The organism is Rhizobium sp. Root491, assembly GCF_001427205.1.
Taxonomy (GTDB): Bacteria; Pseudomonadota; Alphaproteobacteria; order Rhizobiales; family Rhizobiaceae; genus Agrobacterium; species Agrobacterium tumefaciens.
Genome location: NZ_LMFF01000017.1, coordinates 381,817 through 396,110, shown reverse-complemented (window position 1 = coordinate 396,110; position 14,294 = coordinate 381,817). Strand labels below are relative to the sequence as shown.

Sequence of the window (14,294 nt, the reverse complement as noted above, 5' to 3'; positions counted from 1 at the left end):
ATCCGGAGACTGCGGAAAACCCGCCGCCTCATGTCGCGTCACGCCTCCAGCCACTTAACCTGCTCAGCCGTCAGCTTGATATCCAGCGCAGAAAGGCTGTCCTCCAGTTCGGCAATGGTGCGCGGCCCGATCAGCGGAATGACCGGGAAAGGCTGGGCGATGACATAAGCGAGCGCGATGTGGATCGGATGGCGGCCGAGTTTCCGGGCAAGCTCGATCGCCCGGTCGCGGCGGTCGAAGTTGCGGTCGGAATACCAGACGCGGACGATTTCCTCGTCATCTCGCTTGTCCCGCCCCGCCCGGTCGGTGAAGAAGCCACGCCCCTGGCTCGACCAGGCGAAATTCGGGATCTGGCGGGATTGGAGCCATGCCTTCCACTCATCATCCGATGCCGCCACACACCCCGCCCAGATGGGATCGAGCATCTCGGCAAGCGAGAAATTGTTGGAAAGTGCGCCCGGCGCCTGTTTGCCGTTCTCTTGCGCATAGGCGGTGGCCTCGTCCATACGCTCGCGCGTCCAGTTCGATCCCCCGAAAATGCCCCGAATGCGACCACGCCGGACTTCGGCATCCATAGCATCGACAAATTCGCCGACCGGCACGTCGGGATTGTCACGATGCATGAAATAGACATCGACATAATCCGTCTTCAGACGCTCCAGCGACTGGTTGAGCTGCTTGGCGATCATGTCCGGATAGCAGAGGGGCGAATGCGCGCCTTTGCCGATCAGCACGATTTCTTCGCGCGGCACGTTGCGGCTGGTGTGCCAGTCACCGAATATGGCTTCCGTCTTGCCGCCGCCATAGACATAAGCCGTATCGAACAGATTGCCGCCCGCCTCATAAAAGGCATCGAGCGTCAGGGACGCGGAGGCGAAATTGGGGAAGAACTCGAAACCGAGCGCAACCACCGAAGCGGGTTTGGTGAGGCCGGGTATGTGCCGCTTCGGAACCGCATTGCCTGCCACGACCTTGCCACCGGCAATATTCGTGATGCGAGAAGTTGCTTTTTCGACGCTGTATTCCAGGCCAACGGCGGCACGCCACTGGTCCATGACACGTAGATTGCCGAGACTGTCGGCCCAGCCCATGCCGGGCGCGCCGAATTCCTGCTTGCCCTGCCTTATCGCCTCACCTGCCGCATCGACTTCGAAGGAATAGAGCCAACGGTCTTCCGGCAATTCGATGGTTTCGACCTTGTCGCCCCTGAAAATATCGATCCGGCCGGTGCCACCCTTGTGGCCGGCGGCGAACCAGAAATCCTTGACTTCGATACGGCCTTCCGAACCGATGATGCGCAGCACATTGTCCTGGCCTGCCATGATCGAGCAGGAGACTTCGGCAACGATACCGTTCGAAAATTTCAGAACGGCCGAAGCCCATTCATCGACGCCCGACTGGCCGAGATGGGCCGCACCTACAATCTTTTCGGGTTCAGCAAAGGGTTTTCCATCCACTGCACCGGCAATCAGCCGCACCATGGATACGGGATAACCGCCGACATCGAGAATGCCGCCGCCTGCCGTCTCATTGGAAAACAGACGATGATCGGCACGGAAAGACCCCATGTTGAAACCGAAACTGGAGCGGATGATGCGGATATCGCCAACGGCGCGGTTCCTGATCAACTCTACCAGTTTTGCCGTCTGCGGATGCAGGCGGTACATATAGGCCTCGCCCGCAAAGACATCAGCTTTTTTCGCTTCGTGGAAAATGGCGTCGGCGTCATAGGCGGAAAGCGCGATGGGCTTTTCCACCAGCACGTTTTTGCCCGCACGGATCGCCTTGATCGCCCATTCCGCATGGCCGGTATGGGGCGTGGCGATATAGACGGCGTCGATATGGGGATCGGAAAGCAGCGCATCGTAACCGTGGATGATGCGAGCGCCGGGAAAGGCGTCAGCAAGGCCGGGCTTGTCCGGATTGCGGGTGGCGATAGCCTCGAGCTTACCCGTGCGGGAATGGGCAATGCCGTCCGCAAAGGTCTTGGCGATGGTGCCCGGGCCGATAATGCCCCAGCGGATCGGTTGGTCGGTCGTCATGAAATCCTCGTCTTGACTTGCGTGCTTGGGAAAGGGTTCAGCGCAGGCGATTGCCCTGACTGTCGAAAAGAAATGCCTTGCGGGCGGAAAGACCGACCGTCAGCCGGTCACGATTGGCGACGTCTCGCGATTCCGGCCGCTCGATGACGAGTTGCTCACCGCCTTCCGTACGGGCATAGACATAGCTGGTATTGCCGAGGTGCTCGGCGACATCGACGTGAACGGTGAGATCGGCATCGCCCTGCCCGATATCGGGAAAATGTTCGGGCCGGATGCCGAGCGAAACTTTGCTTCCCTCATCGAGCCGGTCCTTGATCGGCAGGGTCAGCCGCACGGCAGGATCGCTGTCGAGCGACAGCGTAACGCTTTGTCCACCCGTACCGATGACGGTCGCCTCCAGAAAATTCATCTTCGGCGAACCGACGAAACCGGCAACGAAACGGTTGGCGGGGTCGTCATAAAGATCGAGCGGGGCACCGACCTGTTCGATATTGCCCGCCCTCAAAACCACGATCTTGTCGGCCAGCGTCATCGCCTCGGTCTGGTCGTGGGTGACATAGATCATCGTGGTGCCAAGCTGCTTGTGCAGCCGCGAGATTTCCACCCGCATCTGCACCCGAAGTTCCGCATCGAGGTTCGACAAGGGCTCGTCGAACAGAAAGACCTGCGGTTCGCGCACGATGGCGCGGCCGATGGCGACACGCTGCCGCTGCCCGCCGGAGAGCTGCTTTGGCCGGCGTTCCATCAACTCGTTGATCTGCAGGATTTCGGCAGCGCGGCTGACACGCTTTTCCGTATCGGCCCTGGGATTGCCGTTCATCCTGAGGCCGAAGGACAGGTTTTCGGCAACCGTCATGTGCGGATAAAGCGCATAGGATTGAAACACCATGGCGATGCCGCGATCGGCCGGATCGGCATCGTTGACCGTTCTGCCGCCGATACTGATATCGCCGTCCGATATATCCTCCAGCCCCGCGATCATACGCAGAAGCGTTGATTTGCCACAGCCGGACGGGCCGACGAAGACCACGAACTCGCCATCGGCAATATCGAGATCTGCACCATGGATGACTTTCAGCGCACCGTAGCGCTTGACGACATTCTTGAGCGAAAGTTCCGCCATGCGGTCTCTCCCCTTACTTGACTGCCCCGGCGGAAATGCCGGCGATGAAGTGGCGCTGCAAAGCCACGAAAACGATGAGAATGGGTGCGGTGAGCAGAACTGCACCGGCCATGATGCCGCCCCATGACACTTTGGTGAGCCCGATGAGGGTGCCAAGTGCCACGGGTGCGGTCATCATTTCCGGGCGGGAGTTGATCAGCAGCGGCCAGAGATAATTATTCCAGGAAGCGAGGAAGAGGATGATGGACAGCGCCGCCATGGTGGGGCGCGCCAATGGCAGGGCAATGCGAAGGAATATCTGCCATTCCTTGACGCCCTCGACCCTTGCCGCATCGAAAAGCTCCGTTGGCATCATGGAAAAGGATTGCCGCATGAACAGCACGCCGAGCGAGTTAAACAGTGGCGGCACGATGAGTGCCACCCAGGTGTTGGCGAGCTTGAATTCGCGCGCCACCATGATGAACTGGGGAATGACGACAACTGCAAAAGGCAAGGTGATGGTGCCGAGAATGATGGCGATCACCACCGAGCGTCCGGCAAAACGATAGCGCGCCAGCGCCCAGCCCGCCATGGAGGTCAGAAACACCGAGAAAACCGTATAGATGACCGCAACGGTGATCGATATGAACATCGCCCGCAGGAAGTTGGTATCCGCCTGAAGGTTTTTGAAGTTCTCGATGAAATTGGTGGACGGGACGAGCACGATGTCGGGGCTGAAAATGCCAAAATCAGGCATTGTCGAGAACACGAACATCATCCACAGCGGAAATAGCCAGATGAGGGCAAGCGGCGTCAGCGTCGCATGCAGCGCGATCTTCTGCCAGAGAAGCGATCTGGATTTCGATCTCATTTCGGCTCCCTCCCGACCCAGAGATTAAGAAGCGAAATGGCGATGGCGAGCGCCGCCATGGTGTAGGCGATGGCCGAGGCGTAGCCGAAATTGAGCGAAGTGAAGCCCTGCCGGTAAAGGAACAACCCCAGCGTTTCCGTACCGCCGCCCGGCCCACCCCTGTTGGTGATGAGGAAAGGTTCGGCAAAAAGCTGCATGGTGCCGATGACGGACAGGACCACGCAGAAAAGGATGATGGGTTTCAACAGCGGCAGTGTGATGTGGAAGAACTGCTGCCGCTTGTTCACCTTGTCCAGTGTCGCCGCCTCATAGACATCGCCGGGAATGGATTGCAGGCCGGCCAGAATGATGATGGCGTTATACCCCGCCCAGCGCCATGTGACGGCGATGATGACCAGCGCCATGGCCGCATTGGCATTGTCGAACCACGAGATGGGCGAAAGGCCAACGGAAGTGATGAGCTTGTTGATGATGCCGAAATCGGCACTGAACATCAGCCGGAAGACTGCCGCATAAGCGACTTCTCCGACGACGACGGGTGCAAAGAAGGCAAAACGGTAAAGCGGGCGCACCTTCAACAGTGGCGAGTTCAGAAGTACCGCCATGACGGTCGCAAGCGCGATCATGACAGGCACCTGAATGACCAGAATGATCAGCGTATTGTAGAGCGCGTTATAAAACGCCGGATCGGAGACCAGCCTCCCCCAGTTCATGGAGGGCGCAAACCGCCAGGGATTGATGCGGGTGTTCTGAAACGACAGCATGAACGAGCTAACTATCGGCCAGACCCAGAACGTCGCGAAAATCAGAAGATAGGGCGCAAGGAACGCATAAGCGATCCTGTTCCTTGACGGCATGACGACCTCCAGATGCGATGGTTGGAAAGCTTGGAGAGGCCGGTCCTGCTAAATCGCAAGGCCGGCCATCCGAGAGCTTCATTCCGCGACCGGCAGCCCCGTGGCCGTTTCGATCTGCTTTGCGGCATCGTCGAGAGCTGCTTTCGCATCGGTATAACCACCCGCGAAATATTTGGTCTGCGTCGCCTTGTAGATCGCATCTGCATCCGACTGGAACGCGGTGCCACGGCTGGGCACGATTTTCGGCAGGGTCGCCAGAATATCGGTCCAGACCGCCTGCCCACCCCAATAGGGCTGCTTTTCCTTGACGAAAGGATCATCGATGGCGGAGAGAAGCGAGGGAACGAGGCCGAAGGACTTCAGCATCGTCACCTGCCCCTCATTGGTGGTCAGCGCGTAGTCGATGTACTTCCAGGCGGCTTCCTTGTGCTTGGACGCCGAACTTATCGCCAGCGAAGAGCCACCGAGATTGGCTGCATGCGGACCGTCAGGCGTAAGGCTCGGCATCATATAGACACCCCACTTGCCCGAAAGACCGGGAGAGCCGGAGCGAACCGTGCCTTCATACCAGGCGCCATACATCTGGCTCGCGGCCTTGCCGGCAGTATTGGCCTGAATCTTCTCATCCCAGATCGCAGCCGTGATGATGCCGGCATCCTTCATCTGCTTGATCTTTTCAAGCGTCGCGACACAGGCAGGTTTGTTGATGGTGATGTTCTGGCCGTCGGTCGAAAAGTAACCGCATCCCTGCTCGTTGGCGATCATGCGGAACCACTCGCTGTCGCCGTTGAAGTCGGCCTGCGCCATCACGGTGCCGGGATTGGCGGCCATGACCTTCTTGCCAGCCGCGATGAAATCATCCCAGCTTTTGATGGTGGCCGGATCGACAGCAGCCTTTTCGTAGAAATCGCGCCGGTAAAAAACGGCCACCGGACCCGAATCCCAAGGCACCGCATAAGCTACGCCATCGACTTCCAGTTCCGTGCGCTTAAAGTCAGGAAAAAGCGCCTGTTTTTCAGGCGTATAGCCAAGTGCAGTCAAATCCGTGAAACAATCCGGGAACCGGCTCCAGAACAGTTCCGCCTCGAAATTTTCGACCGTTACAATATCCGGGAGGCCGTCGCCACCCGCTGCGCAAGCCGCCAGCGTCTTGTCGAAAACCTGACCGTTTCCAAGGTCTTCAACAACAATCTTGATGTCAGGATTTTGCTTGTTAAACCCTTCGACAGTGGATTTAAGCGCCGATGCGGCGACATTCCAGCTCCAGATGGTTACGGTCTCGGATTGCGCCATTACCGGTGCTGCAAGGAGCACCAGAGCCGTCGACGCGCCAAGAAATTTAAAGCACATTGAAAACCTCCCTTTTTTCAATTGCCGTTCTTTAGCGAACATGGGCACATTACCGGCGGCAGGAAATCTGTCTCGTACAAAGGGAACATCGATTTGGCGGAAAGTAAGATTGCCGAAAGAGCCTTCTACCAGCCGGGTGCAAGCAGCATCGAAGGCATGCCGACCACGCTCCAGCTTTTTTACAACCACCCGCCCATCATGCTCAGGCCGCACTGGCATGCGCAAGTGGAGGTGAACTATGTGATGTCGGGATCCGTACATTACCGGATGGGCGACCACGACCTTTCGCTCGATGCCGGCCAGATGTGCATTTTCTGGGGCGGCCAGCCGCACCAGATGGACCGTTCCTCCGATGATTCGATTTATGCGGGCGCGCATCTGCCGCTCGTCCATTTTTTCCGCATGCGGCTGCCGGCTGCGGTTTCCAGCCTGCTGATGGGCGGCGCAACGATGGTGAGTGCACAGACGGACCGGGCCGACGAGGAAAATTTCGGCCGCTGGTTCCGTTACGCCACGTCGGGTGATCCGGCCAAGGCGCAGCACGCGGTGGAAGAATTGCTGCTGCGGGTGGAGCGCATGTTCCTCGAGCCCTATACCGTCATATCCTCCGCCGTCAGCGGCAAACGGGAAGAGAACGACGAGAGCATGGCGCCCTCAATCGGCGTGGTGCGCATGTGCGATTTCATTGCCGCCAATTTTCTAGACGACATCGACGCGACCGAAATTGCCCGCGCCGCCTCGCTTCATCCGAAATATGCGATGAACCTGTTTCGCAAATCCACCGGCATGACGCTGATCAAATACCTGACCTTGCTCAGGCTTTCCCGCGCCCAGGCGATGCTGATGAACGGCAAGGACAATATTTTGCAGATTGCCATGGAAAGCGGCTTCGGCTCCGTCAGCGCCTTCAACAAGGCGTTTCGTCAGATCGCCGGCATGTCGCCTTCCGATTTCCGCCGCGATATGCGCGCGACGGCGGCTTAATTTTCCGCCTCTTCAAAATCGGAGTAGCCGGCACTGCGCTGACCTGCCGCCTTGCGATAGGCGCGGGGCGAATTGCCGAGCATTCGCCGGAACATGGTGGTGAAAGCCGGAATATTTTCATAACCGGCATCCAGCGCCACATTGGTCACCGCCTCGCCCGCGGCAAGCCTAGGCAGAGACGCAAAAATGCAGGCCTGCTGACGCCAGGTGACAAAACTCACCCCCAACTCTTTACGAAATAACCGCGTAAAGGAGCGTCGGCTCATGCCCATGGCGGCGGCCCAGTCATCGATTTCCACTCTGGCCACAGGCTTTTTCAGGAACTCGCGGCAAAGACCGGCAAGACGCTGATTATCGGGAAAGGGTAATCCCAGCGGGCGTTCAGGCAGACGGTTGACCTCATCAAGCAGAAGCGCCCGCACCAGTCCCTGCCGGTGAAAAGCGGCTGGTTGCAACTCCTCGCCCAGCAATTCCGAAATCAGGCTGGAGGCAAGGGCGGTAATTTCCACCACCCTTGGGGCCCCGGCTTGAAACAGATCGGGGTGAACGTAGATCGAATGCATCTCCACCGTTGAGATGATCTCGGCCTCGTGTTTCAGCCCGGCTGGAATGATAAGCCCGTGACCGGGCGGTATCATCCAGCGCCCTGCGGCGGTGCTGACCAGCACGACGCCCTGGCGTGCGCACCATATCTGCACCCGGCCATGGCTGTGGACCGGGGTACGGTGTCCTGTCGGATAGGCACGGTGAAGCGCCAGCACCGGCTCGTTGGTGCCGTCGATCAATTTCAGGCTGCGCTCATGGTCGTCATCCGCCAGACGGGCGGGTTTTAGCGATTTGATTTTTGCCATTTGGCCCATTCACAAAGAAACTCGTCCAGAACACGAAAGCAGGCCAGAAACAATATGAATAAAAGCGGGAAGAAATAAAGACACGTTTCCCGTCTCTCGCGGGGAATCTGGAGAGGATACATCATGGCCACCGTCACCAGCACCGGGTTCAGCCCGCAACGCACGGCGTTTTCAATCATTGCAGCAGCCAGCTTCTGCCACATGCTCAACGACATCATGCAATCGCTACTGACGTCGCTTTATCCGCTGCTGAAGGCCAATTATGCGCTCGACTTCATGCAGATCGGGCTGCTCACCTTCGCCTTTCAGGTCACGGCATCGCTGTTGCAGCCGGTCGTCGGCATGGTGACCGATCGCTGGCCCATGCCTTTCTCCCTGCCAGTCGCCATGCTCTCCACCTGTGCTGGCCTCATCACGCTCGCATTCGCTCACAGCTTCGAGGTGCTCGTGATCGGCGCCTGCCTGATCGGTGTCGGCTCGGCGATCTTCCATCCGGAGGCGTCACGCGTTGCCCGTCTGGCATCCGGTGGTCGCCACGGTCTGGCACAGTCCTTCTTCCAGGTTGGTGGCAATACAGGCACGGCCATCGGCCCGCTGCTGGCCGCCTTCATCGTCATCCCGTTCGGTCAAGCCAGCCTCAGCTGGTTCTCACTGATCGCGCTGATGGGCTTTGCCGTCTTGTCCTGGGTCGGCGTCTGGTATACCCGCCACCGCCGCGCGAATGTCGGCAAGGCTCCGGCCAGCCGCGCACTTCCGCTGGCACGCGGCACCGTGATGATGACGCTTGCCGTGCTGGTGGTTTTGACCGCCACCAAGAACGCCTATCTCGCTAGCCTTTCCAGCTATTTCACCTTCTACACCATTGAGAAGTTCGGGCTGGGCGTGCAGGATGCGCAGGTTCTGCTGTTCCTCTTCCTTGGCGCTTCTGCGGCGGGCGTTTTCTTCGGTGGTCCGATCGGCGACCGCTTCGGCTCGCGCGTCGTCATCTGGTTCTCGATCCTCGGCGTCATTCCCTTCGCGCTGATGCTGCCCTATGCGAACCTGTTCTGGACGACCGTTCTCGTCGTCGTCATCGGCTTCGTCTTCTCTTCCGCCTTCTCGGCAATCGTCGTGTTCGCGCAGGAACTGGTACCCGGGCGCGTTGGTCTCATCGCCGGCATGTTCTTCGGTTTCGCCTTTGGCTTCGGTGGCATCGGGGCCGCGGTTCTCGGGATCTATGCGGACAAGGAAGGCATCGAGTTCGTCTATCGCATCTGCTCCTACCTGCCGCTGCTCGGCCTGTTGACCGTGCTTTTGCCAAAGTTGCCGAGCCACCGGTAAAGACCCTTCGCTCTCAAGCGTTTCGTCACGGCAGTCACCTGTGATAATCACGGTGACTGCCGTAATTCGTTGAGCGAAGACCAGCCACATGCAGATACCGATAAAATCGATCCTCGTCTTTCATGCTGCGGCAAGGGCGGGCAGCATTTCGCGGGCGGCGGAAGAGCTGAGCGTTACGCCTTCAGCCGTTTCCCAGCAGATCCAGTTGCTCGAAGGCCAGCTTGGCACGACGCTGATGGCGCGGACCGGCCGCAAGGTGACGCTGACGGAGGCGGGCGAGCGGTACTTCTCGATGATCACCGCACAGATCGAGCAGATCAGCGATGCCACCGACAGTATTCGCGGCTTCCGCTCGGTGACCACGCTGACAATCAGGGCAACCCCGACCATTTCCAACAAATGGCTGCTGCCGCGTCTCGGCTCCTTTCTGGAGGAGCATCCCGAACTGGAAGTGCGCCTTGACGGCACCAACGAGCCGACCGATTTTTCGCAGGAGCTTGTCGACATAGAGCTGCGCCATGGCGATGGCCGCTGGCCGGGCCTGTTTGTGGAAGGACTCGTGGAGGAGGAGTTCCTGCCGGTCTGTTCACCGGACATGCCCGGTGCCGGTACATTCCTGCCCGAAGATTTGCAGAACCAACGGCTTATCCACTCGGTCAAGGCGCAGGCGCAATGGAACCACTGGTTCCCGCTTTCCGGCGTGACGGCTGAAAAGCGCTGGCGTCGCGTTCTGTTCGATCGCAGCCACATGGCCATCGACGCCGCCGTTCTGGGCATCGGCGTGGCGCTGGAAAGCACGTTGATGATGGAGCGGGAACTGCAACGCGGAATGCTGATCCCGGCCGTGGCCGATGCGCCCCGCATCAAGCTCGTCACGCAATGGATCGTTTGCCCGCATTCCCACCTGCGTCAGAGAAAAGTGACGCTGTTTCTGGAGTGGATGCGAAAACAACGCGACGAGTGGCGTGCCCGTCGCGTTGTCTGATGCTTCAGGCTCCCTGTTTCAGTCTCAATAAAGACCCATCAACCGTATCGGCCCGAGCGTCAGCACCGGGAAAAGCACGAGTGCGAATATGGCGAGTGTCAGCACCGTCATTGGCGCCAGCGAACCACGAATGACGTCCTCGATCTTCATGTTCGCCACCTGTGCTGCCGCGAACAGGCAGACCCCGACCGGCGGCGTTACAAGGCCAAGTGTCAGCGTCATGACAGTCACGATCAGGAAGTGGATCGGATCGATGCCCAGCGCCTCCACCGGCGGCATCAGCACCGGAATGAGGATGAACATGGCGGGGATAGCCTCCATGAAGATGCCGATGATCAGCAGGAAAACGAAGATCACCAGCATGCCCGACATCGGCCCAAGGTTCATCGCCTTCAAAAGCTCGGCCACCTGTTCCGGCAGGCCGTCGAAGGTGAAGACCCAGGCGGCAAGCTGCGAGGTGGCGGCGATGAAGAGGATGGTGCCGGAAATGCGCGCCGTGGATATCAGTATTTCCGGCAATTCGCGAACCGGCAGCGTGCGATAGACCAGCACACCCAATACGGCCACATAAACAACCGCGATGGCCGCGGCTTCCGTCGGCGTGAACAGGCCGCTGGCGATACCGATGATGAGGATCAGCGGCGTGAGCATCGGCAGGATTGCGCGAAGGCCGGTGACGATAACCAGACGGAAATTGAAGGGCGTCGGCGGATTGTAGCCGTAATGCACCGAATAGAAGTGGTTAAAGACAAGAAAAGCGAAGGCGATGAAGAGGCCAGGCACCAGACCCGCAATGAGCAGCGTGCCGATCGACACATTGGCGATGGAACCGGCAATCACGATCAGGATCGACGGCGGGATGATGGAAGAGAGCGTGGAGGTGCAGAGCGTCATGCCGACGGCATAACCCTTTGGAAATCCGTGTCGCTCCATGGCCTTGATTTCGATTGCGCCCACAGAGGCGATATCGGCGACTGAGGAGCCGGAGACGCCGGAAAAGATGACCGACGAAATGACGTTGACGTGGCCAAGTCCACCGGGAAGCCAGCCGACCATCGCCTCGGCGAAATCGAAGATGCGCTCCGCCACACGGCCGCGCTCCATCACCGTACCGACCAAAATAAAGAGTGGCACGGCGACGAGAAGGAAAGAGTTCATCGACGAGAACATCGTCTGCGACAGAAGGTCCATGGGCATGGAGGTGAAGAGCCACAGCGTGCCGACACTGGCGAGCGCCAAAGCGATGGCGAGCGGCACACCCAGCATGCTGAGACCGAAAAAAGCGATGAGAAGAAAGACCGACATGGCTCAATGTCCTGCTGAAATAGAGATATCGGCGTGGGCGATCTCGTCCGCGGGGATACCGATCTCGGGTAGCGCGATCAGGTCCCGCCTGCTGCGCAGAGATTCGATGATGGCCAGCACGGCGATGACGGCCGAGACAGGCAGAACCATGCCGATGGTCCACATGGGGATGGGCAAGGTCGCGGCGGTCTCGTTCATCATGATCTGCTGGCGCACCAGGGTGAAGCCCGTCCAGCCCATCATGCCGAAGAAGAACACCGAAGAACCGACATAGATCGGCACCGCCAACCGCCTGAACAGGCGGTGGAACAGCACCAGAAACACCACGACCCGCGCGCTTTCAACAGTGCGGAAACCGGCGGCAAGGCCAAGGAACACCATCCAGATGAAGAGAAAGCGCGTCGCCTCCTCGGTCCATGGAAGAGGGCTGCCGATGAGGCGGCCAATGACCTGGAGAAGAACGACGACAAGAATACCGAAACAGGCCGCCCCGGCGGCGACATCAGCGATGACCTTGACGATGGTGCCGAGCACCGACGGTTTCGTATCGCGCATGACAATACCCTTCCACTGCTGAAACCGGATATCCGGTAAAACGAATGCCACCCTGCCGCTACGGCAAGGCAACCCTTGCTGACGATGGGAGCGGCCGGGTTGCTAATCGGTGCAAGCCCGACCCTCCTTTCACTGGCGGCGTCAGTTCGTCTTGAGGAAAGCCTGCGTCTTGTCGAAAAACGCCTGATCTTTCACGAGGGCGGAGAATTTTGCCGAAAGACCAGTCGCGACAGCCACGAAAGCCTTGCGCTCGTCGTCGGTCAGCGTGTTGACCTCCATGCCGTTCTTCTTCAGCGTTGCGAGCGACTTGTCGATATCGGCAGCATCGTTCTCGGCTTTCCACAGCTCGGTTTCCGTGGCCGCGTCCCTCAACGCCGTTTTGAAGCCTTCGTCGAGGCCTTCGAAACGGGCCGGGTTCATGCCCAGCACCCAGGCGTCAGCGATGTGGTTGCTGATCGTCAGGTATTTCTGCACTTCATAAAGCTTGGCGCTGACAGGCACGTTGACCGGATTTTCCTGCCCGTCGACGACTTTCAGCTGGAGCGCGTTATAGACTTCCGCAAAGGCCATCGGCGTCGGGGCAGCACCCATGGCGCCGAAGAATTCGACCCAGAGCGGATTGTTCGGCACACGCAGCTTCATGCCCTTGAGATCGGCAGGCGATTTGATCGGCGCCTTGGAGTTGGTGATTTGGCGCAACGGCCGAGACCAGAGATCGAGCCCGAGAATGCCGATCTTGCTCAGATCGCCGGAAAGCTCCTTGCCAAGATCGCTGTCAAGATAGACGCGCAGCTGGTCAATATCGCGGAACTGATAGGGAATGGCGATGGCCGTGAATTTCGGATTGAACGTCGCGTAAAGCGATGTCGAGTTCAAGAGCATGTCGAGCGAACCGCCGGCCAGCTGCTTAACGCCCGCCGAAGGATCGCCGCCATAAAGCGTGCCGTTCGGAAACACTTTGATCTTGAGTTTGCCGTCAGTCTTTTTCGAAACAATCTCGGCGAACTTGTTGGCCGCGAGCGTGATTTCCGACGTATCGGAATCCGGCGTCGAAAGCGTGAGCGTTTCCGCCTGCGCGATCGATGCAACAAGCATGGTGGCGGCAAGAGCCAGCCCGTAAAGTTTTGAAATTTTCATGTGTTCCTCCCGTTGTTGTCTCTAAACAGTTTCGAGCGTTCCTCCGAACGCGTTCATGCGTTTAACTTCAAGGATCACACCGCTGTGATCAAGCTCGCCCGCGCCATGCTCGACCATGGAGTGGAATAGCCGGTCAACCTCCTCGCCGACCGGTAATTTCAGGCCACGGCTCTTGGCGAAAGCCAGCGCCGTGGACGTATCCTTCAGCTGATATTTCGCCGGCCCGCCGGGGCGGAAATCGCCTTCCACCATGCGTTTGCCGTGCTGGCGGAAGACGGTGGACTCGGCAAAACCGCCAAGCAAAGCCTGGCGCACCTGCGCCGGGTCGGCTCCCCCCGCTTCAACCAGCGTCAAAGCTTCCGCTACGGCGCAGATCGTTGAAGCCACGATCAGCTGGTTGGCCAGCTTGGCCAATGAACCGCAGCCCACCGGACCGACATGGGTGACGCGGCCGAGGCAATTGAGGAGTGGCCGCAATGCGTCCACATCCCGCTGCTCACCGCCGGCCATGATGGCGAGCGTTCCCTCAGTCGCCCCTTTTTCGCCGCCGGAAACCGGTGCGTCGACATAAGCGACGCCATGAGCCTTTGCCGCCTCCGCCTGTTCCCGTGCGCTGTCGACCGGAATCGAACTCATCACCAGCAGAAATGCACCAGGCTTCATGGTGGAAACGACACCCGAGGCGCCGAGCAGAACCTCGTCGCAGACCGGCCCGGAACTCAGCATACAGAGCACGACATCGGCTTCGGCTACAGCTTCGGCAGCCGTGGCCGTCGGCTGCACGCCCTTTGCCGCCAGAACCGCAGCTTTTTCAGCACTGCGGTTCCAGGCCTTGACGGAAAAACCGGCCTCCGCCAGACGCGCCGCCATGGGTGCACCCATGATGCCCGTTCCGATGACAGCGATTTCGCGGATGTCCTGCATTTTTTCCACCC

Annotated in this window: 13 protein-coding genes; 3 read left to right on the top strand and 10 right to left on the bottom strand. The window is 59.2% G+C overall.

What is annotated here, in order from left to right:
• Positions 1–38: 38 nt before the first annotated feature.
• From ASD46_RS21905 to ASD46_RS21885, 5 genes are all read right to left on the bottom strand, one after another.
• Positions 39–2,042, bottom strand: coding sequence for an aldo/keto reductase (locus tag ASD46_RS21905; RefSeq protein ID WP_013761423.1), 2,004 nt, complete (start codon positions 2,040–2,042; stop codon positions 39–41).
• 37 nt (positions 2,043–2,079) lie between these two features.
• Positions 2,080–3,165, bottom strand: a complete 1,086-nt coding sequence (locus ASD46_RS21900; RefSeq protein ID WP_025595934.1) for an ABC transporter ATP-binding protein — start codon at positions 3,163–3,165, stop codon at positions 2,080–2,082.
• Positions 3,166–3,178: 13 nt separating this feature from the next.
• Positions 3,179–4,015: a carbohydrate ABC transporter permease gene (locus tag ASD46_RS21895; RefSeq protein ID WP_013761425.1), complete on the bottom strand. Its 837-nt coding sequence runs from the start codon at positions 4,013–4,015 to the stop codon at positions 3,179–3,181.
• Positions 4,012–4,872: a carbohydrate ABC transporter permease gene (locus tag ASD46_RS21890; protein WP_013761426.1), complete on the bottom strand. Its 861-nt coding sequence runs from the start codon at positions 4,870–4,872 to the stop codon at positions 4,012–4,014. Before ASD46_RS21890 ends, ASD46_RS21895 begins: the two co-directional genes overlap by 4 nt.
• A gap of 78 nt (positions 4,873–4,950) precedes the next feature.
• Positions 4,951–6,222 (bottom strand): ABC transporter substrate-binding protein, encoded by a 1,272-nt coding sequence (locus tag ASD46_RS21885; RefSeq protein ID WP_060642676.1) that lies wholly within the window; start codon positions 6,220–6,222, stop codon positions 4,951–4,953.
• Between the two features lie 93 nt (positions 6,223–6,315).
• Here ASD46_RS21885 and ASD46_RS21880 point away from each other — a divergent pair, with 93 nt between their 5' ends.
• Positions 6,316–7,206, top strand: a complete 891-nt coding sequence (locus ASD46_RS21880; RefSeq protein ID WP_060642675.1) for a helix-turn-helix domain-containing protein — start codon at positions 6,316–6,318, stop codon at positions 7,204–7,206.
• Here ASD46_RS21880 and ASD46_RS21875 read toward each other — a convergent pair.
• Entirely contained in the window at positions 7,203–8,057 is an 855-nt protein-coding gene (locus ASD46_RS21875; RefSeq protein ID WP_013761429.1) for an AraC family transcriptional regulator, read from the bottom strand. The genes ASD46_RS21880 and ASD46_RS21875 overlap by 4 nt on opposite strands.
• A gap of 123 nt (positions 8,058–8,180) precedes the next feature.
• On the opposite strand from ASD46_RS21875, the gene ASD46_RS21870 reads away from it, so the two are divergent.
• Together ASD46_RS21870 and ASD46_RS21865 are read left to right on the top strand one after the other, a co-directional pair.
• Complete coding sequence (locus ASD46_RS21870; RefSeq protein ID WP_003517947.1) at positions 8,181–9,377, top strand: MFS transporter; 1,197 nt, start codon at positions 8,181–8,183, stop codon at positions 9,375–9,377.
• Positions 9,378–9,465: 88 nt separating this feature from the next.
• Positions 9,466–10,362: a LysR substrate-binding domain-containing protein gene (locus ASD46_RS21865; RefSeq protein WP_025595931.1), complete on the top strand. Its 897-nt coding sequence runs from the start codon at positions 9,466–9,468 to the stop codon at positions 10,360–10,362.
• Between the two features lie 24 nt (positions 10,363–10,386).
• On the opposite strand, the gene ASD46_RS21860 is transcribed toward ASD46_RS21865, so the two are convergent.
• From ASD46_RS21860 to ASD46_RS21845, 4 genes are all read right to left on the bottom strand, one after another.
• The gene (locus ASD46_RS21860) at positions 10,387–11,667 is read right to left on the bottom strand and encodes a TRAP transporter large permease (protein WP_003517952.1); all 1,281 of its coding nucleotides are present in this window, start codon (positions 11,665–11,667) and stop codon (positions 10,387–10,389) included.
• Between the two features lie 3 nt (positions 11,668–11,670).
• Positions 11,671–12,222, bottom strand: a complete 552-nt coding sequence (locus tag ASD46_RS21855) for a TRAP transporter small permease (protein ID WP_003517954.1) — start codon at positions 12,220–12,222, stop codon at positions 11,671–11,673.
• Positions 12,223–12,363: 141 nt separating this feature from the next.
• Positions 12,364–13,359 carry a DctP family TRAP transporter solute-binding subunit gene (locus ASD46_RS21850; protein WP_060642674.1) on the bottom strand — a complete coding sequence of 332 codons (996 nt, stop codon included), beginning with the start codon at positions 13,357–13,359 and terminating at the stop codon, positions 12,364–12,366.
• A 21-nt stretch (positions 13,360–13,380) separates the two neighbouring features.
• Positions 13,381–14,283 (bottom strand): NAD(P)-dependent oxidoreductase, encoded by a 903-nt coding sequence (locus tag ASD46_RS21845; protein WP_060642673.1) that lies wholly within the window; start codon positions 14,281–14,283, stop codon positions 13,381–13,383.
• Positions 14,284–14,294: the final 11 nt, after the last annotated feature.

Excerpts from the sequence above, each read along its gene's own strand:
- ASD46_RS21885 (WP_060642676.1), bottom strand. The coding sequence starts at position 6,222 with ATGTGCTTTAAATTTCTTGGCGCGTCGACGGCTCTGGTGCTCCTTGCA.
- ASD46_RS21850 (WP_060642674.1), bottom strand. The coding sequence starts at position 13,359 with ATGAAAATTTCAAAACTTTACGGGCTGGCTCTTGCCGCCACCATGCTT.
- ASD46_RS21865 (WP_025595931.1), top strand. The coding sequence starts at position 9,466 with ATGCAGATACCGATAAAATCGATCCTCGTCTTTCATGCTGCGGCAAGG.
- ASD46_RS21870 (WP_003517947.1), top strand. The coding sequence starts at position 8,181 with ATGGCCACCGTCACCAGCACCGGGTTCAGCCCGCAACGCACGGCGTTT.
- ASD46_RS21900 (WP_025595934.1), bottom strand. The coding sequence starts at position 3,165 with ATGGCGGAACTTTCGCTCAAGAATGTCGTCAAGCGCTACGGTGCGCTG.
- ASD46_RS21855 (WP_003517954.1), bottom strand. The coding sequence starts at position 12,222 with ATGCGCGATACGAAACCGTCGGTGCTCGGCACCATCGTCAAGGTCATC.
- ASD46_RS21895 (WP_013761425.1), bottom strand. The coding sequence starts at position 4,015 with ATGAGATCGAAATCCAGATCGCTTCTCTGGCAGAAGATCGCGCTGCAT.
- ASD46_RS21890 (WP_013761426.1), bottom strand. The coding sequence starts at position 4,872 with ATGCCGTCAAGGAACAGGATCGCTTATGCGTTCCTTGCGCCCTATCTT.
- ASD46_RS21905 (WP_013761423.1), bottom strand. The coding sequence starts at position 2,042 with ATGACGACCGACCAACCGATCCGCTGGGGCATTATCGGCCCGGGCACC.
- ASD46_RS21875 (WP_013761429.1), bottom strand. The coding sequence starts at position 8,057 with ATGGCAAAAATCAAATCGCTAAAACCCGCCCGTCTGGCGGATGACGAC.
- ASD46_RS21845 (WP_060642673.1), bottom strand. The coding sequence starts at position 14,283 with ATGCAGGACATCCGCGAAATCGCTGTCATCGGAACGGGCATCATGGGT.
- ASD46_RS21860 (WP_003517952.1), bottom strand. The coding sequence starts at position 11,667 with ATGTCGGTCTTTCTTCTCATCGCTTTTTTCGGTCTCAGCATGCTGGGT.